Below are 20,620 nucleotides of genomic sequence, written 5' to 3' on the forward strand. Positions count from 1 at the left end.
CCAGGCCCGCGTCTCCCCAGGGGACGCGGGCCTTCGTCGCTTCCGGGATGGCGCGCGGCGCCTTGTCTCGGCGTGAGATGCGGCATAGGGAGGGGCGCGCGGGCCCACCCTTGGGCCCGTCCACCGGAGGACCCGCATGAGGCGCTTTCTTGTTCCTGGCTTCCTGCTCTTCACCGCCTGCGCCACCGTGCCGGCTCACAGCCTGGACGAGGGCAGTGGTGGCGCCGTGGCCGAGGAGCCACAGCCGCTGGCCGCACCTGTGCGCCTGGAGACACGCTCCGGCAGCTTCCTGGTGCACCCGAACAACGCGGAAGACTTCGAGAAGCTGCTCGCGGGAGAACCCACGCGGCAGCGCTACAACGCTGGCATCCTGATGGCGGGAGACTGACGTCCACGCCGCCGCGGGGGCAGACGCGCGCGCCACGCCGGCCGAGACAGGGACGGAGGGCTCAGCCTTCCACGACGATGCGGCGCCCCAGCGCCCGGGTCATCTGCGGCGAGGTGAGCTGGGCCAGCACGTCCACCAGCTCCCCGCCGGAGGTCTCGAAGGCCGCCGCGATGACCTCGCCCACCGTCAGGTGGACCTTGCCCGCCGCCGCCCGGGCCCGCTGGGCCGTTCGCCGGAGCGCGGGCATCACCCGCCGGCCCTGCCTGGGAACCGCGCCACTTCTACGAGTCGTCCGCTTGCCCATGGGTTCCTCCCACCGCACCGTGCTACGCGGGTGAGTACACCGTGGGTCTGACACATGCAGTTGAGGTGCCAGCGGCCTGACTACCTGGCCGGTGGGACAATACCCCTCATTTCCCAGGCAGAAAGCGGGGTTAAGCAGATAGTCAGCTCACTGGGTTCACGGTGCTGCCCGGGTATGAATCGTTTCATCGAGCGTTTTCGTTCACTCTGAGCGCAATCTCGACGTTTCGTTCAACGGCCCCGTTTCGTCACGTGGCTTACAATTCTTGGCACCTAGGTCCAATCTGACCTCGATGTCAGAGTCGAGCCTTCCCGCAGAAGTCCGTCTTTCCGGGCGGAAAGCCAGAACATCCTGACACGAATGTCGTGGCCTCGTGGGCGGCGCGGGCAGTGCGGTATACGCCGGGGGCATGCCCCAGACTCTCTGTCCGAACTGCGGCCACAGCCCCATTCCGCGCGGTGCCAGAGCGTGCCCCTCGTGCGGGGAGCCGTTCGACCATCTCCAGTCCCACAAGAAGGTTGGCCGGATGCGGTTGGACCGGCCCATGGTGGAGGCGGACGACGACGCCACGGTGTTCGGCGGGGACCTTGTCACCAGCGCGGTGTCCGCCCATCCGGGCCCTGCTGCGGGGGTGTTGCTGGCGAGCGCCGCGGCCTGGTTCGTCCGCGCCGCGGGCCTGTTGGGCTCGCTGGAGGACCCCACGTGGACGTACGGCCTGGTGTGCCTGGGCGCGGTGCTCGCGCTGGTGCTGGTGCTCAACCGCGGCCCCGCGAAGGGGATGGCGCAGTTGGGCGTGGTGGTGCAACTGCTGGCCACGGGCTGGTTGGCGCGCGAGGCACCGCTGGCCCCCGTCCACGTGGCCTACTTCATCCTCGGGGTGCTCGCGCTGGTCATGGTGGTGGGCGAGCCGGGGCCCATGCGGCGCTACCTGGGGTTGGGTTTGGGGCTGGGGGCGGCGGTCGCCTCCGCGGGGTTGCTGGCGCTCCCCATCGCGGGGACGTCGGGCGCGGGTGTGCGTCAGTCCCTGGTGGGCAGCGAGCTGGGGTATCGGCTGGAGCTGCCCGCGGGGTGGGGACAGCTGACGCGCGAGCAGCTCGCACCGCACCTGGTGCTGCCCGCGTCCACCCTGCAGGGCGGCGGCGTGGGCTTCGGCGACATGGCGCAGGGGCGTTATGGCCTGCTCTGGGTGGAGCGCGGCACGGGCAAGGCGGCGGCCGTGGGGTGCAAGGGGTTACTCCAGGCGCTGGGCGGCACGTTGGGTGAGGCGGTGTCACTTCCCGCGCCTCCGGCGTTGGGGAGCAAGGCCACCGTGCATCCGCTGCGCACGCCGGGTGGCGCGGGAGGCACGCTGGCGTGCGGGGTGCTGGCGGACGGGCGGCTCGTGGGGCTGGCGGTGGTGGCTGCCCAGGCGAGTGGCGGCGCGGACGAGGTGGCCTTCACGACGGTGGGCGCGGGACTCGCGTTGCAGTAAGGGGCTCATCGCCATGAACGTCCAGGTCCTCTTTCACGACAGCTGCTTCGACGGCGCCGCGAGCGCGGCCGTGTTCTCCCGCTTCTACCGGGAGCGCATCCGTCCGGAGGCGGCCTTCCGGTACCTCGGTTTGAACCACAAGCCGGGCGCCGAGGGCATCGATCCGGCCGTGTTCACCGGCGAGGAGAATGTCATCGTCGACTTCCGCTACAGCCAGGACGCGCGGCTTACCTGGTGGTTCGACCACCACGCCTCCGCCTTCCAGCAGCCGGGGGACGAGGCGCACTTCCGCGCGGACACCAGCGGGCGCAAGTTCCACGACGCGCACCGCAAGAGTTGCACGAAGTACCTGGCGGACGTGGCCCGGGAGCGCTTCGGCTGGGATGCGTCGCCCCTGGCGGACCTCATCCACTGGGCGGAAATCATCGATGGGGCCCAGTTCCCCTCGCCGCAGATGGCGGTGGCGCTGGAGGAGCCCGCGCTGCGCATCATGACGGTGCTGGAGGCCAACAAGGACCCGGGCCTCATCCCCGAGGTCATCCGCCGCATGCAGTCCGAGTCGCTGGCGGACATCGCCGCCTCGCCGCTCATCGCCACGCCGTTGGCGCCGCTGCTGGCGCGCCACCAGTCGAACATCGAGCTGGTGCGTGCCCGGGCGCGCTACGAGCGCGGCGTCGTCTTCTTCGACCTGGTGGACGAGGGCGTGGACAGCCTCAACAAGTTCATCGCCTATGCCCTCTACCCGGACGCGCGCTACACGCTGTGGGTGGGGAAGGGCGCCTCGCGGGCCAAGGTGTCCATCGGCTCCAACCCGTGGAAGCCGGAGCTGCGGCGGCACGATTTGTCCGCCATCGCGGGGCGCTACGGCGGCGGCGGACACCCGGTGGTGGCCGCGGTGAGCTTCAAGGCGGACCAGGCCGACAAGGCGCGCGCCGCCTACGCGGAGATTCTCGCGGAGCTGTCCTCCGACGCGTGACGGCGCGGGCGTCAGCGGCGCTCAGAAGAACCGGAAGCCCGCCTCCCGCAGCAGTCGCACCACCGTCACCATGGGCAGGCCCTGCACGTTGGAGCGGTCGCCGTCGAGCCGCTCCAACAGGGCCTGTCCGGCGTCCTCCACGCGGTAGCTGCCGCAGCAGCCCTCCCATTCGTTCAGGTCGAGGTATCGCTCCAGCTCCTCCTCCTTCACCGGGTAGAAGGTCAGCCGGGCCGTCTCCACTGCTTCGAGCACCTTGCCTCCGGGGCCCACCAGGCACACCCCGGTGTGGATGGCGTGGGTGTTGCCCACCAGCTTGCGCAGTTGCTCGCGCGCCGCGTTCCGGTCCACGGGCTTGGAGAGGACTTCGCCCGCCACCTCGACGAGCTGGTCCGCGCCCAGCACCCAGGCCTCCGGGTGCCGCTGATGCACCGCGCGGGCCTTGCGTGACGCGAGCTCCCGCACGGCCTCCGTCACCGACAGGTGTGGGGCTACGAGCTCGTCCACGCCGGGGGCCTCGGCGCGGTAGGGCAGCCTCAGTCCATCCATCAGGGCCCGCCGGGCGCTCGACGTGGAGGCCAGAATCAATTCGCTCATGGGATGGGCAACCTAGTGCAGTGCGGGGCGGGTGGGTGTCCGGTCGCGTCAGCAAGCGGGCGTGCACGTCTCGGCTTCCCGGCCACGGGGTGATGCCGTACCCTAGCGGCCCATGTCGCGGCGCGGTCTGCTCGCCTTCTGTCTCCTCATCGCTGCCTGCAAGCGCGGCCCTCCGGCCTCTGAAGCGCCGGACGCGTCCTGTCCGGCCGTGCCCGCCCTCAGCGCGCCTGGCGCCGGGGCGCCCACCGCCAGCGTGCGTCCCGCACCGCCCCTGGAGGACGCCACTCACCGGATGCAGCCGCTGGCCGTGTGCCGCTCGGACGGCGCCGCCCCGTTGGATGCGTCGCGCCGCTACTTCGAGGACGGCCGCTTCGAGGAATCACTGTCCTGCGCCGCCCAGGCCGCCGCGCTGGAGCCGGACCTGGCCGCCGCCCACGCGGAGCGCGGCGTGGCGCTGGCCGCCCTGGGCCGCGAGACAGAGGCGCAGCTCGCCTACGCGCGGGCGCTCGCCATCGACCCAGGGGACCCGTCCGCGCTTCTGGGCTCGGCGCACCTGTACGCCGTGCAGCTGCCCTCCACCCGGGAGCGGGACGAGCTGGGCGCCCTCTACGCCGAGCGCGGCCTGTCCCAGCCCAACACGCCCCCGGAGCTGATTCCGCACCTCGCGCTGGTGGCCGCCATGGCCTTCAACGATTTGGGGCAGGCGGAGTCCTCGCTGGCGCACTCGGCCATCGTCCTCGCGCGCAACCCCGGCAGCCGCGAGGCCCTCTACGAGCGCGCCCTGGCCCTCTTCGAGCTGTGCCGCTTCCGCGAGGCCCGCACCGCCTTCACCAGCCTCGTCGACGACCCGGAGCGGGCCGCGCACGCCCATCACCACCTGGGGCTCCTGCTGGAGCGCGAGGGCAAGTGGAAGCAGGCGCAGGGCCACTTCGACAAGGCGCGCACGCTGGCGCCGGACGACTTCCCCGAGCCGCCGCTGCCCGCGGAGGAGGACTTCCGCGCAGAGGTGGAGAGGGCCGTCGCCGAGCTGCCCACGGACATGCGCGGGGACTTGGACGGCGTGCCCGTCACGGCGGAGGAACTGCCCGCGGACGCGGACCTGCTGGCCAACCAGCCGCCGCTGTCGCCCACGATTCTCGGGCTCTTCCGGGGCCCTCCGCTGGCTGAGCCCTGTGATGGCTCCGAGGTGCCGTGCCGCTCCGTGGTGCTCTACCGCCGCAACCTGGCGCGCGCCGTCCGGACGCCTGAGGAACTTCGCGAGCAGATCCGCGTGACGTTGCTGCACGAAATCGGGCACCTTCGCGGCGAGGACGACGAAGAACTGGCCGCTCGCGGCCTGGAGTGAGCCTGATGCCCCCCCATGCAGCCCTGCCCGTCGCGCGCGTCACCCCAAAGGGGGCGCGCTCGCTGCGGCACTTCAATCCCTGGGTGTACCGCACCGAAATCGCCGCCCCGCCCGACGTGAAGGGCGCCGGCGCCGTGGTGCTGGTGGTGGACTCCCAGGGCAATCCCATTGGCCAGGCGCTCTACGCTCGCCGCTCGCCCCTGGCGCTGCGCCTGCTGACGCGCAAGGGGCCCGCCGAGGAGCCGGTGGACGACGCCTTCTTCCGCCGCCGCCTGGAGGCCGCCCTGGCGCGCCGGGCATTCCTGTCCGGCCGTGACGGGCTGCGGCTGGTGCACGGCGAGGCGGACCAGCTCCCGGGCCTCTTCGTGGACCGCTACGGAAAGGGCCTCACGCTCCAGACGCTCTCCGAGGGCATGGATGCGCGCAAGGAGACGCTGGCGAAGATGCTGGTGGAGCTCACCGGCGCCACCCACGTCATGTGCCGGGACGACGCCTCCGGCCGTGACTTCGAGGGCCTGTCCCGCGAGGCGCGCCTGCTGCACGGCGAGGGCGCCGCGCGCTTCACCTACCACGAGGGGGAGAACCGCTTCGAGGTCGACCTCCAGGGCGACATGAAGACGGGCGCCTTCCTGGACCAGGTGGACAACCACCTGCGGGCCGGGGAGCTGGCGCGCGGCGACGCGCTGGACCTCTTCAGCTACCACGGCGGCTTCGCGCTCTCGCTGTCACGCACCTGCACGTCCGTGCTGGCGGTGGAGCAGGACGAGAAGGCCGCCGCGCGCGCCAAGGCCAACGCCGAGGCCAACGGCCGCGCCAACGTCACCGTGGAGAACGCCAACGCCTTCGACGTGCTGCGCCGCTTCGACACCAGCGGGCGCCGCTTCGACACCGTGGTGTTGGACCCGCCCGGACTGGCCAAGCGCCGTGAGGGCCTGGCCACCGCGCTGCGCGCCTACCACGAGCTGAACCTGCGCGCCTTCCGCTGCCTCAAGCCGGACGGGCTGCTCGTCACCTGCTCCTGCTCCGGCAAGCTGGACCGCGCCGCCTTCGAGGAGATGGTGCTGGCGGCCGCCGCGGATGCGAAGCGGCCGGTGCAGATTCTGGAGCGGCGGGGCGCGGGGCTGGACCACCCGGTGCTGGCCGGGCTGCCGGAGACGGAGTACCTGAAGGCCCTCTACGTGCGCGCCCTCTAGCGAGCGAAGGGGAGGGGCTGGGGCCTATGGAATCCCCAGCTCCTTGCGCAGCCGGCCCACGACCTTGAAGTACTCCGTCCGTGGGAAGGGCACGTTGAGGATGTGGAAGTCCTTCTTCGCCAGGCCCACGCAGCCGAAGCAGTAGTTGCAGTCCTGCAGGTTGCGGCACAGCACCAGGTACGCGCTGGTGGAGCAGTTTTCGCTCTGGACGCAGTACGCGCAGGCGTTGCAGCTCTTGCAGTCCACGCAGTGCGAGCAGTTGTTGCACAGCTCGCATCGGGTGCAGTGCGTGCACGTGAAGCAGCTGTCGCAGTCCTTGCAGAACATGCAGTTGGCGCAGCGCTGACAGCCCTCGCACGCGTAGGAGCCGGGGTTGCCCGGGTCGGACGCGAAGCTCTTGGCCAGCTTCTGGAACTGATCCAGGAACTCCCGCTTGCCCAGGGTGGACACCAGCTCCCGCGCCGCCTTCTCCTGCGCGACCAGGTCCGCCTTATCGGGCCGCGTTCCTTTGTCCTTCACCACCTGGGACACTCCTTCATCAGTTCGGACCGGGCCTCAGGCGAGCCAGTCCCGCAAGGTCGATGCCGCGCGCCACCCGGCGCACCTCCACCGTACCCGGAAATCCCCGGCTGGTGACGGCAACCACGTAGCGCCCCCCCACAAGGAGGTTCGCTTCGGCCACGGACTCCTCCGCGTCGTACCGCACGAAGCCCACGGCGTCGTCCAGGTGGATGGGGGCGGACGGGTCACTGGCCGCCTTGCCCCGGGAGCGGTCGGCGGCCTCCTGGATGGCCTTGCCAATGCGCTCGCCCATGGTGGTGTCCACGATGCGCACCTTCACCTCGCGTCCCTCACCTCGGGTGTAGAGCCGCTCGGCCTCGGAGACGGACACCTCGCCGTACTTCCCGGTGGAGCCCTGGGTGTGCGCCACCGTGAAGCCGTCCAGCCGTTCTGGAAGGAAGGGCGCCAGTTGCTTGAAGTACACGCAGGGCGCGTTCTCCGCCGACACCTCGGGTGTCACCTCCGGGGACGAGCCGGACTCGCCGAGGCATCCCGTGCCCAGGACGAATGCGAGAACAGCGCCAGAGCGCCTGGGGAAAAAAGAGTCGCGCACGAACGAATCAAAGGGTATCCCCGCCCCGCGCGCAATGGACCTCTCGAAGCTCAATCCTCCGCAGCGCGAGGCCGTGGTCACCATCGAGGGACCGCTGCTCGTGCTGGCAGGCGCTGGCAGCGGCAAGACTCGCGTCATCACCCACCGCATCGTCCACCTGCTCAACGAGCGGCCGGGCCTCATCATGGCCCGCAACATCCTGGCGGTGACCTTCACCAACAAGGCCGCCACGGAGATGAAGGAGCGCCTGGTCCACATGGCGGGACCTCGGGCGCAGGGCGTGCTGGTGTGCACCTTCCACGCCTTTGGCGCGGAGATGCTCCGCGAGGACATCCACCGGCTGGGTTGGCCCAAGAAGTTCGCCATCGCCGACATGGGCGACCAACTGGCCAACATCCGGCGCGCCATGCGCGAGCACAAGATCGACGACCGCTCGTTCGACGCGCGCAAGGTGCTCAACCTCATCTCCAAGGCGAAGAACTCCGGCAAGGCGCCGGAGCCCAAGCCGGAGGGGATTGGGGATGATTACGACCTCATCACCCACATGGTGTACCCGGACTATCAGCTGTCGCTGAAGGCGCAGGGGTCGGTGGACTTCGACGACCTGCTGCTGCTGCCCGCGCGCCTGTTGCGCGAGCATCCGGACCTCTACGAGAAGTACACCAAGCGCTTCCGCTACCTGCTGGTGGACGAGTTCCAGGACACCAACACCGCGCAGCTGGAGCTGCTGAAGCTGCTGGCGGGCCGCTCCCGCAACGTGTGCGCGGTGGGTGACGACGACCAGTGCATCTATTCGTGGCGCGGCGCGGAGGTGCGCAACATCCTCGACTTCGACCGCCTCTTCCCGGGAGGGAAGGAGGTCCGGTTGGAGCAGAACTACCGCTCCGTCCAGACGGTCCTGGACGCGGCCAACGCCGTCATCGCCAAGAACCCAGAGCGCAAGGCCAAGCAGATGTGGACCGACCGCACAGGGGGCACGAAGGTGAAGGTGGTGACGTGTCCCAATGACGAAGAGGAGGCCCGCTTCGTCGCGCACGAAATCCAGAAGCACATGGCCCTGGGCATCTCCGCGGACGACATCGCCGTGCTCTACCGGACCAACGGCCAGTCCCGCCCCATCGAGGAGACGCTGCGGGAGAAGAACATCGGCTACGAGGTGGTGGGCGGCAGCGAGTTCTTCGACCGGCGCGAGGTGAAGGACGTCATCGCGTACTTCAAGGTCATCGTGAACAAGCTGGACGAAATCTCGCTCCTGCGCATCGTCAACGTGCCCTCGCGCGGCATTGGCGACGTGACGATGGAGCGACTGAACGTCCACGCGCGGGGCGAGGGCGTCACGCTGTGGACGGTGATGAAGAAGGCCGCCGACTACGAGGACCTGCCGCCGGGGGCCGGGGCCCGGGTGATGGACTTCGTGGACCTGGTGGAGCGCTACCGCGCCGCGTACGAGCACGGCCAGCTGGCCAACGTGACGCGCAAGCTGCTGGAGGAGATTGGCTTCCGCGAGGCCACCCGCGCCCACGCGACCAGCGCCACCGCCGCGGACAAGAAGCTGAAGGGCGTGGACGGCGTCCTCAACTCGCTGGAGAACTTCGAGAAGCGCGAGGGCCCCAAGGCCAGCCTGCCGACGTACCTCAACCGCCTGAGCCTGGACACCCGGCAGGAGGAGGAGGAGGTGCCGGGCGCCAACCGCCGCGTCACCCTGATGACGGTGCACGCCTCCAAGGGCCTGGAGTACCGGCTCGTCTTCTTCATCGGCATGGAGGAGGACCTGATGCCCCACGGAGGCATGCAGGGCGAGGCGCAGAACCTCGAGGAGGAGCGGCGCCTCTGCTACGTGGGCATCACCCGCGCCAAGGAGGTCCTCTACCTCACCCGCGCGGCCACCCGCGTGAAGCGCGGCAAGGAGGTGCCCCGCACGCCTTCGCGCTTCCTGGAGGACCTGCCTCCGGAGGTGATTGAGATAGTGGAGTTGGACGCACCGCGTCAGGGGCCTCCGACCACGGAGGAGAAGAACTTCTTCGCCAACTTGAAGGAGCGCTTCAAGAAACCCGGGATTCCGGGATCGCCTCCGGGTGGCACCGGGCCGTCTGGGGGAGCAGCCAGGTAGGTGCCCGCCTCCTGAAGGGGGCGTTGGGGCGGGGGTGATCGGGGAATCCGGGCGTCTGGTGCGGTGTGACCTTGACTTGATCCGCCACACCCACTAGGACGGTCGGCCTTTCCGGGCCTCCGTGAAGTTTTCACGGTCGACCCGCGGTTGATTAAGCACGAGCAGCGGTCCCTGGAATGCACACGGCGGCCGCGAGAAGTCTGGAGTGCACGAAATGTCGCAGAAGACCTACAGCGCGAAGGCTGGGGACATCAAGCGCCAGTGGCACGTCATCGACGTGTCCGACAAGGTGCTGGGCCGCGCGGCGAGCCAGATTGCCACCCTGCTGAAGGGCAAGCACAAGGCCATCTACACGCCGTCCATTGACACGGGCGACCACGTGGTCGTCATCAACGCCGAAAAGGTGAAGGTGACGGGTACGAAGGAGCAGAACAAGATGTACTACCGGCACCCGCACGCGGGTTTCCCGGGCGCCCTGAAGGTCACCAACCTGGAGAAGCTCCGCCAGCGTCACCCCGAGGACATCATCATCAACGCCGTGCGGCGCATGCTTCCGCGCAACGCGCTGGGCCGCCAGATGATGACGAAGCTGAAGGTCTACGCAGGTGACACGCACCCGCACGCGGCCCAGAAGCCTGCCGCGTTCGAGGTCGAGGCGTAAGGGAGATAACGTCCATGCCCATCCACCAAGAGCTCGGTTTCTACGCCACCGGCCGCCGCAAGGAGGCCACCGCCCGCGTCTGGATTCGTCCTGGCACTGGCCTCGTCACCATCAACGGCCGCGAGCTGAACGAGTACTTCGGCCGTGAGACGTCCAAGATGGTCCTCAACCAGCCCCTCGAGATCCTCGAGCAGAAGGGCAAGGTTGACGTGACGGTCAACGTCAAGGGTGGCGGTCTCTCCGGCCAGGCCGGCGCCATCCGTCACGGCATCGCCCGTGCGCTGTGCTCCTTCAACCCGGAGTTCCGTCCGGCGCTGAAGAAGGCCGGCTTCCTCACCCGCGATGCTCGCGCGGTCGAGCGTAAGAAGTACGGCCAGCCGGGCGCGCGTCGCCGGTTCCAGTTCTCCAAGCGCTAAGCCACTCGCTCGGCAGCTGGGTTGTCCTCACGCGGCGGGGGTCCTCATCCGAGGGCCTCCGCCGATGTGTTTTCGGGGTCCATCACGCCCCATCGCATGCGTGCGCGAGCGTCTGGTAGGATTTGCGCCGCTCATGGAACTCAACGAGATCCTCCAGATCGCCCTGCGCGGCGGTGCCTCCGACATTCATCTCAAGGCAGGCCTGCCGCCCATGTTCCGCGTGGACGGTTCGCTGGTTCCGCTGAAGGACGGCCGCCGCCTCCCTCCCGAGGAGGTGGCGCGCATGGCCTTTGGCATCATGAACGAGTTCCAGAAGGAGAAGTTCAAGGGGAGCAACGAGGTGGACCTGGCCTACGGCGTGCCGGGGCTCGGGCGCTTCCGCGTGAACGTCTTCCAGCAGCGTGGCACCGTGGGCGCCGTGCTGCGTGTCATTCCCTTCAAGGTGATGACCATCCAGGACCTGTTGCTGCCGCAGATTCTCGCCAAGATTTGCGGTGAGGAGCGCGGCCTGGTGCTGGTGACGGGCACCACGGGCTCCGGCAAGTCCACCACGCTGGCGGCGATGATCGACCACATCAACGCCAACGAGACCAGCCACATCATGACGATTGAGGACCCCATCGAGTTCCTCATTCGCGACAAGCGCTCCATCGTGAACCAGCGCGAGGTGGGCGTGGACACGATGAGCTTCGCGCAGGCGCTCAAGAGCGCGCTGCGGCAGGACCCGGACGTCATCCTCGTGGGCGAAATGCGTGACCATGAGACCATCGAAACGGCGCTCCACGCCGCGGAGACGGGCCACCTGGTGATGTCCACGCTGCACACGCTGGACGCGACGGAGACCATCAACCGTATCGTCTCCGCCTTCCCGCCGCATCAGCAGAAGCAGGTGCGCCTCCAGTTGGCCAGCGTGCTCAAGGCCGTGGTGTCCCAGCGTCTGGTGCCGCGCGCGGACGGCAAGGGCCGCGTGGCCGCCGTGGAGGTGCTGCGCGTCACGGCCCGTGTCCGCGAGATGATTGAAGACAAGGACCGCACGAAGGAGATCCACGACGCCATTGCCCAGGGCACGGACACGTACGGGATGCAGACCTTCGACCAGTCCCTGATGAGTCTGGTGCGGCAGGGGCTCGTCACCTACGAGGAGGCCCACCGGCAGGCCACCAACCCGGACGACTTCGCGCTGCGCTTCTCCGGCATCAGCGGCACGTCCGACTCCAAGTGGGACAACTTCGATTCGAAGCCCGGTGAGTCGCGGCCCATCCCCGGCTCCTCCGCCTTCGCTCAGAAGGGGGCGCCCACGGCTGTTCCGGCGCCACAGGCCGCGCCTGCTCCGGCGCCCATGGCACAGCCCATGCGCCCGGCGGCTCCGGCACCGCAGCAGATGCGTCCGGGCGTTCCGCCGCCGCAGACCATGCGTCCGGGGGCTCCGGCTGGCGCGCCAGTGGGGCGTCCCATGGCGCCGCCTGCCGCGCGCCCGCCAGCGCCCGCTCCGGCCCCGGCACCCGCCGCGGCAGGTGGGGACGACGACTTCCAGATCGAGCGCTTCTAGCGGTTCACGGCGCCCACCCGGAAAGGGCAGGGCGTTCCGTGCCGCGGCTGCTACGCGTCGTCCTCACCCAGCAGGGCGCGCAGCCGGGACAAGCGGATGGGGCCGATGAGGCCCTCCTTGGACAGCGCCTGGAGCAGCTGCGCGGTCGCCTGCACCTTGGCCTCCTGTTCCTCCTCGGGCCGGTCCACCACCTCCGCGTCGAGCACGGCCTCCATGTGCTCGGGGTTGATGGGCGCGGGCCCTTCCGACCACGCGATGTCGAAGAGGGCGCGGGCCACGCCCTCACGCACCTTCCGCTCCGCGTCGTTGGCGGCGGCCTTCACGAACGTGAGGAAGAGCGCGTCCACCGCCTCCTTGGTGAGCGCGGCCAGCGCGGGCACTTCGCCCAGCGACTCCTTCACGTATTCGCTGTCGAACGCGTCCACGTCCTGCTCGTAGCCGAAGGCCTCCTCCAGGAGGATGGAGGCCAGGAACGCGTCCGTCTCCTCCGGGCTGGCGCCTTCCTCGGCCAGGGCTTCGCGGGCCTTCTTCGTGGGCTCCGCCAGGGTGGCGTCCTGGTCTAGCGCGCGGACCGCGGCGTGGGCCGCCAGCAGCACCAGCGAAGCCTGGGCATCGGTGGACAGGGTGCGGCCGCCCACGCCCAGCAGCACCGACTTGTGCTTCGGGTTCGCGGAGGCGGCGTCGGTGAAGGCCTGCTCTTCCACAGAGAGGTCTCCGCCCGACTGCTGCTTGAGGAGCGTCTCCCGAGCGGCATCGGCGGCGAGGAAGCGGGCGAGTACGGGGTGCATGGCCGGGCCTGTTACCACATGCTAGGTATCCCGCCATGCATCCGGAGGACGAAGGGCCCGACGCTGTTCGCCGTGCCACGGACGCGTGCCTGAAGCTCCTGTCCATGCGCGGGCGCAGCCGCCGCGAGCTGGAGCAGGCCCTGGCCCGGAAGGGCTTCACCGAAGCGGTGTGCGAAGCCGCGCTCGCCCGCGTGAAGGATTGGGGCTACCTGGACGACGAACGCTTCGCGTGCGAGCGAGCCACCCTGCTCCTGGGCCGAGGCCGGCTGGGGCCAGATGCGGTGGCGCATCGGCTGCGGGCGCACGGGCTGGAGGAGGGGACCGCCCAGCAGGCCATCTCCGAGGCGAGCGACGCGGTGTCCTTCGACGCGCTGGCCACGGCGCGGGCGGTGCTGGAGAAGCGGGGACTGCTCGGCCGCCCGCTGGGGGTCAAGGAGCGGGCCCGCGCAGGACGGCTCCTGGACAGCCGAGGCTTCTCGGAGGACGTCATCTACCGGTTGCTCGGAGAAGCTTCGCTGGACCCCTCGGGGCCGGAGGAATAGCGTGGTGGGGATGCGTTCCGCCGTCGCCTTTCTGTCCGCCTTCCTGCTGTTCGGTACCGGGTGTGCGTCCCTCACGCAGGGCCAGGCCGGTGAGCCTGACTATGCCGCCGTCGCCGATGAAAACCTGCGGCTCGGCTCCGAGGCCCTGGAGAACAAGGACTTCTTCCGCGCCCAGAAGTACTTCGAGTACGTCCGGACGAAGTTCCCGTACCAGGAGGCCGCCCGCGAGGCCGAGCTGAAGCTGGCCGACGTGGACTTCGAGCGCGACGCCTTCCCCGAGGCCAAGGAGCAGTACCAGGCCTTCATCAAGCTCCACCCCACGCACGCCAAGGTGGACTACGCCGCCTTCCGCTCCGCGATGACCCACGTGCGGGCCTACCCCTCCGAGTTCTTCGCCCTGCCGCCGTCCCGCGAGAAGGACCAGGGCGAAATCCGCTCCGCGCTGGTGGCCATGGAGGAGTTCCTGCGCCAGTACCCCCAGTCTCAGTACGTGGCGGAGGCGAAGACGCACCGGGAGGACGCCCGGCGCCGGCTCGCCTCGCACGAGCTGTACGCGGCCCAGTTCTACCAGAAGCGTGAGCGCTGGAAGGCCGTGGCTCAGCGCCTGGAAGGGCTGCTGCGCCGCTACCCGGGCACGGAGTACGAGGAGGAGGCCCTCTTCGACCTGCACGACGCGTACGTGAAGCTGAATGACACGCAGAAGGCGCAGGACACGCTGCGCCAGGTGCTGCGTCGACTGCCCGGCACGCCCGCCGCGGAGCGCGCCCAGCGTATGCTGGGCTCGTGAGAACGACCCAGGACTGGAGCCGCCTCGGTGGCGGCCTCATCGTCATCCTGGCGCTGGGCGCCACCCTGGCCCTGTTCGTCCCACGCTTCCTGGGCGCCGCGGCCGGTCCCGAGCTGGAAATCATCACCGCGCTCAAGGCGACGGAATCCAGCGGCCTGTCGTTGCCCGTCCCCGGCGCGCCGGTGCCCCTGACGTCCCGGCAGCACCGCTTCGCCCGCATCACCGTCAACGTGGCGCCTGGAGGTCAGCGGGCGGAAGCGCAGGCCACGCTCGACTTCGAGGGCGCCCTGGGCGACACCCGGGTGGGCACGGCAGGCGTGGAGCGGGTACCCTTCGTGGTGCGAAACGGGTCCTGGGTGCCGGAGACGACGGCGGCGCCCCGGCTCCAGGCGCTGGTGACGGCATTGGAGTCCCGCCGCAGGGCGCTCCAGGCGGCGGACGCGGAGTCCCTGGGGCGGCTGGCGGGACCGGGCACGCCCGGCGTGGGCGGGCCGGAGTGGGAGCAATTGCGCCAAGTCCGGGCGCGGGGTTACCAGGTGGAAGCGTGGTACGTCCGGCTGGAGCGGGACGATGCGGTGGTGACGGAGCATTGGCGCCTGCAGGGGGCGCTGCCGGCGCGGCCGGTGGACACCCGGGGCCAGCGGCAACTCTCGTTGTCGCTCAGTGGTGATGAATTCTTGTTTTCTGCCAGCCTCATGTAGGCTAGCCGTCTCGGAGGCAGGGCCCTGGCGGGCCGATTCATGGACGAGCCCCTCAAGCAGCTACTGACCCTCGGGCGCGGCTACTTCGAGAAGAAGCAGTACGCGCAGGCCGAGCAATACCTCGCGAAGATCGTCGAGCAGAATCCGACGTTCGCGGACGTATTCAACATGCTCGGCATCATCTACCACGACCAGGGGCAGTTCGCCCGGGCGCAGCGCGCGTTCGAATCCGCGCTGAAGCTCAACCCCGCCTATACCGAGGCGGCGCTCAACCTGGCCGTCATCTACAACGACATGGGGAAGTACGCCGAGGCGAAGGAGGTCTACCAGGCCGCCCTCTCCCAGCAGAAATCCGGCCCGGACGAGCTGGACCCCTACGTGGAGAAGAAGATCGCCAACATGTACGGCGAGATTGGCGACGTCTTCGCCTCCAGCGGCGTGTGGGCCAAGGCCATTGAGGAGTACCGGCGCGCGCTCGCGCTGTGTCCTCAGTTCGTGGACATCCGCCTCAAGCTGGGCAACGCCCTGCGCGACGCGGGGGACAACGCGGCGGCCCTCATCGAATACGAGCAGGTCATCGCCCAGAACCCGGCTTTCATTCCGGGACACATCCAGTATGGAGTCGCGCTGTACTCGGCCGGGCGGCGGGCGGAGGCGGTGCAGGTCTGGGAGGACGTGCTGGTGCGCAGCCCCGGTAACAAGAGCGCGCAGATGTACCTCAACCTGGTGAAGGACCCCGGCAAGGCGGAGCAGGCTGGCTGACGACCATGGACACCCAAAAGACCTACGCCCTCAAGTTCATCTCAGGGAAGTACCAGGGCGGCGAATTCCCGCTGAAGGCGGACAAGCAGATCGTCATCGGCCGCTCCAGTGAGCTGGACATGGTGCTCGTGGAGGACATGGTCTCCCGCAAGCACGCGCGCATCAGCTTCTCCGATGGGAGCATCACCATCGAGGACCTGGGCTCCACCAACGGCACCTTCGTCAACGGTGAGAAGGTGAAGCAGTCCCGCCTGAAGGAAGGGGACCGCATCCTCATCGGGACCTCCATCCTCAAGCTGGTGCACCAGGGCGCCGAAGGCGCCAGCGTGGATGAGGGCACCGCCCGGTTGAAGCTGGAGGAGGCCGCCGCGGCCCAGGCCGCGCGGACGACCAACAAGGCCAGCTCCATGACGGGGAAGATCGAGGAGATTCCCCTCCCGGACCTGCTCCAGCTGTTCCACACGTCCAAGAAGAACGGCGTGCTGGTGGTGCAGCGCAGCGACCAGGAAGGGCGCATCTACCTGCGCCAGGGCCGCGTGTACTACGCCGTCATCGGCGAGAACCACAACCTGGGTCCGCAGAAGAGCTTCAACCGCATCATCACCTGGGAAGAGGGCGACTTCGAGCTGCGCCCGGCGGAGAACCAGGAGTTCATGGTGGAGCTGGACTCGTCCACCGAGGCGCTCCTCATGGACGCGCTCCGCCAGCTGGACGAAATCAAGCGCCTGCAGCCGAGCTTGCCGACGGCGGGTGCCTCGCTGGCGCTGGCCTCTCCGCTGACGCCGCCGCTCAAGGAGCTGGCGCCGGAGCTGCTGGACGTGCTGCAACTGGTGCACAACTACGGCACCCTGAACGCGGTGATGGACCACGCGGACGCGGACGACGTCGTCACCGCCGAGGCCGTGGTGCAGCTGCTCAAGCGGGACTACATCCGAGCGGCCTGAGCGGTGAACGGGCCGGGCCCTTGCCGGGGCCCGTGCCGGGACGGCGAGGCGCGGGGAAGCGGGCATGGCGGAGAAGAAGACGGACAAGGTGAAGCGCCTCACCGAGCTGAGCCACTGCGCGGGCTGCGCGGCGAAGCTGCGGGCCTCGGACCTGGCGCAGGTGCTGGGAGGGCTGAAGTCCACGAAGGGCCCCCAGGCGCTGGTGGGGTTCTCCACCAACGACGACGCGGCCGTGTACCGGCTGGCGCCCGGCATGGCCGTGGTGGAGACGGTGGACTTCTTCCCGCCGGTGGTGGACGACCCGTTCCAGTTCGGGGCCATCGCCGCGGCGAACGCGCTGTCGGACATCTACGCCATGGGCGCGCGGCCCCTCTTCGCGCTCAACCTGGTGTGCTTCCCGGACGAGCTCCCGCTGAAGGTGCTGTCGAAAATCCTGGCGGGCGGCCAGTCCAAGGCGGACGAGGCTGGCATCCCCATCCTGGGCGGCCACAGCATCCGCGACCCCGAGCCGAAGTTCGGCATGGCCGTCACCGGCGTGGTGCATCCGAAGAAGGTGCTCACCAACGCGGGCGCGAAGCCGGGGGACGTGCTCTTCCTCACCAAGCCCCTGGGCTCGGGCATCGCCACCACCGCCATCAAGCGGGGCGTGGCGTCCAAGCAGCTGGCGAAGCGGGCGCTGGGGGTGATGACGACGCTCAACCGCGCCGCCGGCGAGGTGTTCGCCTCCGGGAAGTTCAAGGTGAACGCCCTCACGGACGTGACGGGCTACGGCCTGTTGGGGCACCTGCTGGAGATGATGACCGCGGCGAAGACGCGCGCCACGCTGGACCTGGAGCGCATCCCGCTCATCGCGGAAGTGCCCGCGCTGGCGGAGGACGGCGTGGTGCCCGGCGGCACCAGGTCCAACCTCGCCCATGTCCACAAGAAGGTCCGCTTCCCCGAAGGACTGCCCGAGTGCATCCAGTGGGTGCTGGCGGACGCGCAGACCAACGGCGGCCTCCTGGCCAGCGTCCCCGCACGTCAGGCGCTCAAGGCGCTCAAGGCGCTGGAAGCGGCTGGCGTGGACGCGGCGCTGATTGGTGAAGTCCAGGCGGGGAAGCCGGGCATCGACGTGGTGGGCTGAGGCCCGGATTTCGCTCTGGCGGCCGGGCTCCGCTAGCATGGGGCCCAGCATGCCGTCGCCGCGCCGCCCCCTCCTCGGCCTCCTGTCCTTGCTCTGGCTGGTCCCCGTCATCGCCGGGGCCGCGGAGCGTCCCGCGCGCATCATCATCGACCCGGGACACGGTGGCGCGAAGGAAGGCGCCAAGGGCCCCGGCAAGCTGCGGGAGAAGGACGTCGCGCTCCAGATTTCGCTCCGCCTCCGGGACAAGCTCGAGGCCGCGGGGGGCGACGTGTTCCTGACGCGCGAGCGCGACACGCTGGTGTCGTTGACGGAGCGCGTGGCGTGGACCAATGACCACGCGCCCGACCTGTTCATCTCCATCCACGCCAACTCCATGCCCACCAAGCGGATGCGCGCGCGCACCGAGGGCGTGGAGACGTACTTCCTGTCCGCCAGCGCCTCCGGTGACGCCGCGCTCGCCGTGGCGGACCGGGAGAACGCGGAGGCGCCCATGTCGCGCGCCGCGCGCACGGACTCCACGCTGGCCTTCATCCTCCAGGACCTGGCGCGCACGGAGGCGCACGCGGATTCCTCGCGCCTGGCCTACGCCATCCACCCGCGCCTCGTGCGCGGCACCCGCGCGGTGAACCGGGGCGTGCAGCAGGCGCCCTTCTTCGTCCTCTCCGGCGTGGAGTGTCCGGCGGTCCTCGTGGAGGTGGGCTACATCTCCCATCCCGTGGAGGGCCCCCGGCTGGGCCGGCCGGAGTACCAGGAGAAGCTGGCCGAGGCGATTACCGAGGGCGTGCTGGCCTTCCTCAAGGAGACGCGCCGCCGGGACGCCGCCCGGGGAACCGAGGTGGCTGGCCCCGTGTCGCCCTGAGTGCAACGGCGCCAAGGCAATCGACACCCGCGCGGCGTGGCTCTGGTAGAGAAGGGGACGCTCGTCCTCATTTCCCAGGAGCCTGCTGTGCGTTCCTTTCAACGTGGTGCGCTGGACCTTCGCCCCGTCGTCCTCACCCCCGGTGTCTCCCGCTACGCGGAGGGCTCGGTCCAGGTGGAGTTCGGCCACACCAAGGTGCTCGTCACCTGCTCCACGGAGGAGCGCGTTCCGCCGCACCTGATGGGCAAGGGCTCCGGCTGGGTGACGGCGGAGTACGGCATGCTGCCGCGCGCCACGCACTCGCGGAACCAGCGTGAGTCCGCCAAGGGCAAGCAGACGGGCCGCACCATGGAAATCCAGCGGCTCATCGGCCGCTCCCTGCGCGCCGCGGTGGACCTGTCCACCCTGGGCCCTCGCACCCTGACGCTGGACTGTGACGTGCTCCAGGCGGACGGAGGCACCCGCACCGCTTCCATCACCGGGGCCTACGTGGCGCTGGTGCTGGCGCTGCGCTCGCTGCAGAAGGCCGGAACCATCTCCAAGCTGCCCAAGCTCACGCCGTTGGCGGCCGTGTCCGTGGGCATCGTCAAGGGCGAGGTCCGGGTGGATCTGGACTACGACGAGGACTCCACCGCGGATGTGGACCTGAACCTGGTGGCCACCGCGGACGGCCGCATGGTGGAGCTGCAGGGGACGGCGGAGCACCAGCTCTTCGACCGCAAGGCCCTGGACGCCATGGTGGACGGCGGGCTGGCCGCCATCCAGAAGCTGACCGCCGCGCAGGCGCAGGTGCTGGGATGACGGTGAAGCCCCGGCTGCTCTTCGCCACGTCCAACAAGGGCAAGCTGCGCGAGCTGCGCGGCCTCGTCGGAGACTCGGTGGAGGTGGTGTCCCTGGCGGACCTGCCTCCCGTGCCCGAGCCCGTGGAGGACGGCGCCACGTTCGAGGAGAACGCCGTGAAGAAGGCCCGCGCCTATGCGGACGCCACGGGGATGCTCACCCTGGCGGATGACTCCGGGCTGTGCGTGGACGCGCTGGGCGGCAGGCCCGGTGTGAAGTCCGCGCGCTATGCCCCGGGGGATGACCGGGCCCGCTACGAGAAGCTGCTGACCGAGCTGGCCGGCGTGCCCGACGCGCAGCGCACCGCGTCCTTCCGCTGCGCGCTGGCGCTGGTGGGGCCCGGAGGAGGGGAGGCGAAGGTGGAGGTGGGGCAGTGCCAGGGCCGTATCGGCCACGCGCCGAAGGGGAGCCATGGTTTCGGCTATGACCCCGTCTTCATCCTTCCGGGCGGCGACCGTGCCCTGGCGGAGCTGACGCCGGAGGAGAAGTCGGCCATCTCCCACCGGGGGAAGGCCTTCCAGAAGATGAAGCCCCACCTGCTGGGCTTGTAGCCGTCCGGAATGCGAGGCCGTCAGTCACGTCGGCCTTGCGCGTCCGTTCGGGATGGTTCAACAATGCCGGACTTCTCGGGGCGTAGCGCAGCCTGGTAGCGCACCTGCCTTGGGCGCAGGGGGTCGGAGGTTCGAATCCTCTCGCCCCGACTTGAAGTGCAGCATCGGAAGCAGGCGGCCCGGCCAGCTCCAGTAGCTCAGCTGGATAGAGCACCGGCCTTCTAAGCCGGGGGTCGCAGGTTCGAGCCCTGCCTGGGGCGCTAACCTGGCCGTAAGTAACATTTGGGCCTTGTCAGGGTCCTGGTTTCCAAGGTAGGGAAGCCGCCGCTTCAAACGCCGTTCGCGGTAAAGCTGTAACGGCGGCCATAGCTCAACTGGTTAGAGCGCCGGACTGTGACTCCGGAGGTTGCCGGTTCGATCCCGGTTGGCCGCCCTTCTTTACCCGCCCTCGAAATTGCGTTCGTAGCTCAACTGGATAGAGCACCGGGCTTCGAACCCGGGGGTTGGGGGTTCAAGTCCCTCCGAGCGCGCACCTTCCAGCAGACTGAAGCAGGAACGCCCCCGCCATTTTCGCAGCGGGGGCGCCCCTCACAGCCTGACGG

The 20,620-nt window shown here is 69.4% G+C and carries 23 protein-coding genes and 4 tRNA genes; 22 read left to right on the top strand and 5 right to left on the bottom strand.

Annotated features, from left to right (window positions below):
- Positions 1-136: 136 nt before the first annotated feature.
- The gene (locus OZ403_RS09935) at positions 137-388 is read left to right on the top strand and encodes a hypothetical protein (protein ID WP_140789124.1); all 252 of its coding nucleotides are present in this window, start codon (positions 137-139) and stop codon (positions 386-388) included.
- Positions 389-449: 61 nt separating this feature from the next.
- Here OZ403_RS09935 and OZ403_RS09940 read toward each other — a convergent pair whose 3' ends face one another.
- Entirely contained in the window at positions 450-692 is a 243-nt protein-coding gene (locus OZ403_RS09940; protein WP_043612925.1) for a hypothetical protein, read from the bottom strand.
- A 526-nt stretch (positions 693-1,218) separates the two neighbouring features.
- Here OZ403_RS09940 and OZ403_RS09945 point away from each other — a divergent pair.
- Together OZ403_RS09945 and OZ403_RS09950 are read left to right on the top strand one after the other, a co-directional pair.
- Positions 1,219-2,163: a zinc ribbon domain-containing protein gene (locus tag OZ403_RS09945; RefSeq protein WP_268784042.1), complete on the top strand. Its 945-nt coding sequence runs from the start codon at positions 1,219-1,221 to the stop codon at positions 2,161-2,163.
- A 13-nt stretch (positions 2,164-2,176) separates the two neighbouring features.
- Positions 2,177-3,139, top strand: coding sequence for a DHH family phosphoesterase (locus OZ403_RS09950; RefSeq protein WP_140873948.1), 963 nt, complete (start codon positions 2,177-2,179; stop codon positions 3,137-3,139).
- A gap of 21 nt (positions 3,140-3,160) precedes the next feature.
- Here the strand turns inward: OZ403_RS09950 and OZ403_RS09955 are convergent, their stop codons facing one another.
- Positions 3,161-3,733, bottom strand: a complete 573-nt coding sequence (locus OZ403_RS09955; protein ID WP_268784044.1) for a Maf family protein — start codon at positions 3,731-3,733, stop codon at positions 3,161-3,163.
- A gap of 208 nt (positions 3,734-3,941) precedes the next feature.
- Between OZ403_RS09955 and OZ403_RS09960 the strand changes: the two genes are divergently transcribed.
- On the top strand, positions 3,942-5,078 hold the full coding sequence (locus OZ403_RS09960; RefSeq protein WP_268784045.1) for a metallopeptidase family protein: 1,137 nt from the start codon (positions 3,942-3,944) through the stop codon (positions 5,076-5,078).
- Between the two features lie 5 nt (positions 5,079-5,083).
- Entirely contained in the window at positions 5,084-6,271 is a 1,188-nt protein-coding gene (locus OZ403_RS09965; protein ID WP_268784046.1) for a class I SAM-dependent rRNA methyltransferase, read from the top strand.
- Between the two features lie 24 nt (positions 6,272-6,295).
- Here the strand turns inward: OZ403_RS09965 and OZ403_RS09970 are convergent, their stop codons facing one another.
- Together OZ403_RS09970 and OZ403_RS09975 are read right to left on the bottom strand one after the other, a co-directional pair.
- Positions 6,296-6,793, bottom strand: a complete 498-nt coding sequence (locus tag OZ403_RS09970) for a caib/baif family protein (RefSeq protein WP_174258706.1) — start codon at positions 6,791-6,793, stop codon at positions 6,296-6,298.
- Positions 6,794-6,809: 16 nt separating this feature from the next.
- Entirely contained in the window at positions 6,810-7,292 is a 483-nt protein-coding gene (locus tag OZ403_RS09975) for a hypothetical protein (RefSeq protein ID WP_140796400.1), read from the bottom strand.
- Positions 7,293-7,419: 127 nt separating this feature from the next.
- Between OZ403_RS09975 and OZ403_RS09980 the strand changes: the two genes are divergently transcribed.
- The 4 genes from OZ403_RS09980 to OZ403_RS09995 all read left to right on the top strand — a co-directional run bounded on the left by OZ403_RS09980 (position 7,420) and on the right by OZ403_RS09995 (position 12,121).
- Entirely contained in the window at positions 7,420-9,495 is a 2,076-nt protein-coding gene (locus OZ403_RS09980; RefSeq protein ID WP_140789132.1) for an ATP-dependent helicase, read from the top strand.
- A gap of 214 nt (positions 9,496-9,709) precedes the next feature.
- Positions 9,710-10,156, top strand: coding sequence for a 50S ribosomal protein L13 (gene rplM / locus OZ403_RS09985; protein WP_140789133.1), 447 nt, complete (start codon positions 9,710-9,712; stop codon positions 10,154-10,156).
- A 14-nt stretch (positions 10,157-10,170) separates the two neighbouring features.
- Positions 10,171-10,572, top strand: a complete 402-nt coding sequence (gene rpsI / locus OZ403_RS09990) for a 30S ribosomal protein S9 (RefSeq protein WP_140789134.1) — start codon at positions 10,171-10,173, stop codon at positions 10,570-10,572.
- Between the two features lie 133 nt (positions 10,573-10,705).
- A complete protein-coding gene (locus tag OZ403_RS09995; RefSeq protein WP_268784047.1) occupies positions 10,706-12,121 on the top strand; it encodes a type IV pilus twitching motility protein PilT in 1,416 nt (471 codons plus the stop codon).
- 50 nt (positions 12,122-12,171) lie between these two features.
- Here the strand turns inward: OZ403_RS09995 and OZ403_RS10000 are convergent, their stop codons facing one another.
- The gene (locus tag OZ403_RS10000; RefSeq protein WP_174258707.1) at positions 12,172-12,909 is read right to left on the bottom strand and encodes a hypothetical protein; all 738 of its coding nucleotides are present in this window, start codon (positions 12,907-12,909) and stop codon (positions 12,172-12,174) included.
- A gap of 35 nt (positions 12,910-12,944) precedes the next feature.
- Here OZ403_RS10000 and OZ403_RS10005 point away from each other — a divergent pair, with 35 nt between their 5' ends.
- From OZ403_RS10005 to OZ403_RS10065, 13 genes are all read left to right on the top strand, one after another.
- Entirely contained in the window at positions 12,945-13,451 is a 507-nt protein-coding gene (locus OZ403_RS10005; RefSeq protein WP_268784048.1) for a regulatory protein RecX, read from the top strand.
- Between the two features lie 10 nt (positions 13,452-13,461).
- Positions 13,462-14,238, top strand: a complete 777-nt coding sequence (locus OZ403_RS10010; RefSeq protein WP_174258708.1) for an outer membrane protein assembly factor BamD — start codon at positions 13,462-13,464, stop codon at positions 14,236-14,238.
- Positions 14,235-14,939 carry a hypothetical protein gene (locus tag OZ403_RS10015; RefSeq protein WP_140853565.1) on the top strand — a complete coding sequence of 235 codons (705 nt, stop codon included), beginning with the start codon at positions 14,235-14,237 and terminating at the stop codon, positions 14,937-14,939. Before OZ403_RS10010 ends, OZ403_RS10015 begins: the two co-directional genes overlap by 4 nt.
- 39 nt (positions 14,940-14,978) lie before the next feature.
- Positions 14,979-15,701, top strand: coding sequence for a tetratricopeptide repeat protein (locus OZ403_RS10020; RefSeq protein WP_011552090.1), 723 nt, complete (start codon positions 14,979-14,981; stop codon positions 15,699-15,701).
- 5 nt (positions 15,702-15,706) lie between these two features.
- Entirely contained in the window at positions 15,707-16,645 is a 939-nt protein-coding gene (locus tag OZ403_RS10025; RefSeq protein WP_140789140.1) for a DUF4388 domain-containing protein, read from the top strand.
- Positions 16,646-16,709: 64 nt separating this feature from the next.
- Complete coding sequence (selD, locus tag OZ403_RS10030; RefSeq protein ID WP_140797743.1) at positions 16,710-17,768, top strand: selenide, water dikinase SelD; 1,059 nt, start codon at positions 16,710-16,712, stop codon at positions 17,766-17,768.
- Positions 17,769-17,817: 49 nt separating this feature from the next.
- Positions 17,818-18,627, top strand: coding sequence for an N-acetylmuramoyl-L-alanine amidase family protein (locus OZ403_RS10035; protein ID WP_140789142.1), 810 nt, complete (start codon positions 17,818-17,820; stop codon positions 18,625-18,627).
- 87 nt (positions 18,628-18,714) lie between these two features.
- Entirely contained in the window at positions 18,715-19,428 is a 714-nt protein-coding gene (gene rph / locus OZ403_RS10040; RefSeq protein WP_011552094.1) for a ribonuclease PH, read from the top strand.
- Positions 19,425-20,018, top strand: a complete 594-nt coding sequence (gene rdgB, locus OZ403_RS10045; protein WP_268784050.1) for an RdgB/HAM1 family non-canonical purine NTP pyrophosphatase — start codon at positions 19,425-19,427, stop codon at positions 20,016-20,018. The genes rph and rdgB overlap by 4 nt, the downstream gene beginning before the upstream one ends.
- Before the next feature lie 76 nt (positions 20,019-20,094).
- Positions 20,095-20,168: transfer RNA gene (locus OZ403_RS10050), tRNA-Pro, on the top strand.
- 36 nt (positions 20,169-20,204) lie between these two features.
- Positions 20,205-20,278 (top strand) — tRNA-Arg (locus tag OZ403_RS10055).
- 99 nt (positions 20,279-20,377) lie between these two features.
- Positions 20,378-20,451 (top strand) — tRNA-His (locus tag OZ403_RS10060).
- A gap of 23 nt (positions 20,452-20,474) precedes the next feature.
- A tRNA-Arg gene (locus OZ403_RS10065) sits at positions 20,475-20,548 on the top strand.
- Positions 20,549-20,620: the final 72 nt, after the last annotated feature.

The sequence above is a fragment of the Myxococcus sp. NMCA1 genome, from assembly GCF_026810205.1.
GTDB classification, from domain to species: Bacteria; Myxococcota; Myxococcia; order Myxococcales; family Myxococcaceae; genus Myxococcus; species Myxococcus xanthus_A.

Coding starts and splice junctions, on each gene's coding strand:
- OZ403_RS10005 (WP_268784048.1), top strand. CDS start 12,945: ATGCATCCGGAGGACGAAGGGCCCGACGCTGTTCGCCGTGCCACGGAC.
- OZ403_RS09995 (WP_268784047.1), top strand. CDS start 10,706: ATGGAACTCAACGAGATCCTCCAGATCGCCCTGCGCGGCGGTGCCTCC.
- rpsI (WP_140789134.1), top strand. CDS start 10,171: ATGCCCATCCACCAAGAGCTCGGTTTCTACGCCACCGGCCGCCGCAAG.
- OZ403_RS09965 (WP_268784046.1), top strand. CDS start 5,084: ATGCCCCCCCATGCAGCCCTGCCCGTCGCGCGCGTCACCCCAAAGGGG.
- OZ403_RS09950 (WP_140873948.1), top strand. CDS start 2,177: ATGAACGTCCAGGTCCTCTTTCACGACAGCTGCTTCGACGGCGCCGCG.
- OZ403_RS09940 (WP_043612925.1), bottom strand. CDS start 692: ATGGGCAAGCGGACGACTCGTAGAAGTGGCGCGGTTCCCAGGCAGGGC.
- OZ403_RS09980 (WP_140789132.1), top strand. CDS start 7,420: ATGGACCTCTCGAAGCTCAATCCTCCGCAGCGCGAGGCCGTGGTCACC.
- OZ403_RS10010 (WP_174258708.1), top strand. CDS start 13,462: ATGCGTTCCGCCGTCGCCTTTCTGTCCGCCTTCCTGCTGTTCGGTACC.
- rdgB (WP_268784050.1), top strand. CDS start 19,425: ATGACGGTGAAGCCCCGGCTGCTCTTCGCCACGTCCAACAAGGGCAAG.
- OZ403_RS10025 (WP_140789140.1), top strand. CDS start 15,707: ATGGACACCCAAAAGACCTACGCCCTCAAGTTCATCTCAGGGAAGTAC.
- OZ403_RS09945 (WP_268784042.1), top strand. CDS start 1,219: ATGCGGTTGGACCGGCCCATGGTGGAGGCGGACGACGACGCCACGGTG.
- OZ403_RS10020 (WP_011552090.1), top strand. CDS start 14,979: ATGGACGAGCCCCTCAAGCAGCTACTGACCCTCGGGCGCGGCTACTTC.
- selD (WP_140797743.1), top strand. CDS start 16,710: ATGGCGGAGAAGAAGACGGACAAGGTGAAGCGCCTCACCGAGCTGAGC.
- OZ403_RS09955 (WP_268784044.1), bottom strand. CDS start 3,733: ATGAGCGAATTGATTCTGGCCTCCACGTCGAGCGCCCGGCGGGCCCTG.
- OZ403_RS09935 (WP_140789124.1), top strand. CDS start 137: ATGAGGCGCTTTCTTGTTCCTGGCTTCCTGCTCTTCACCGCCTGCGCC.
- OZ403_RS10035 (WP_140789142.1), top strand. CDS start 17,818: ATGCCGTCGCCGCGCCGCCCCCTCCTCGGCCTCCTGTCCTTGCTCTGG.
- rplM (WP_140789133.1), top strand. CDS start 9,710: ATGTCGCAGAAGACCTACAGCGCGAAGGCTGGGGACATCAAGCGCCAG.
- OZ403_RS10000 (WP_174258707.1), bottom strand. CDS start 12,909: ATGCACCCCGTACTCGCCCGCTTCCTCGCCGCCGATGCCGCTCGGGAG.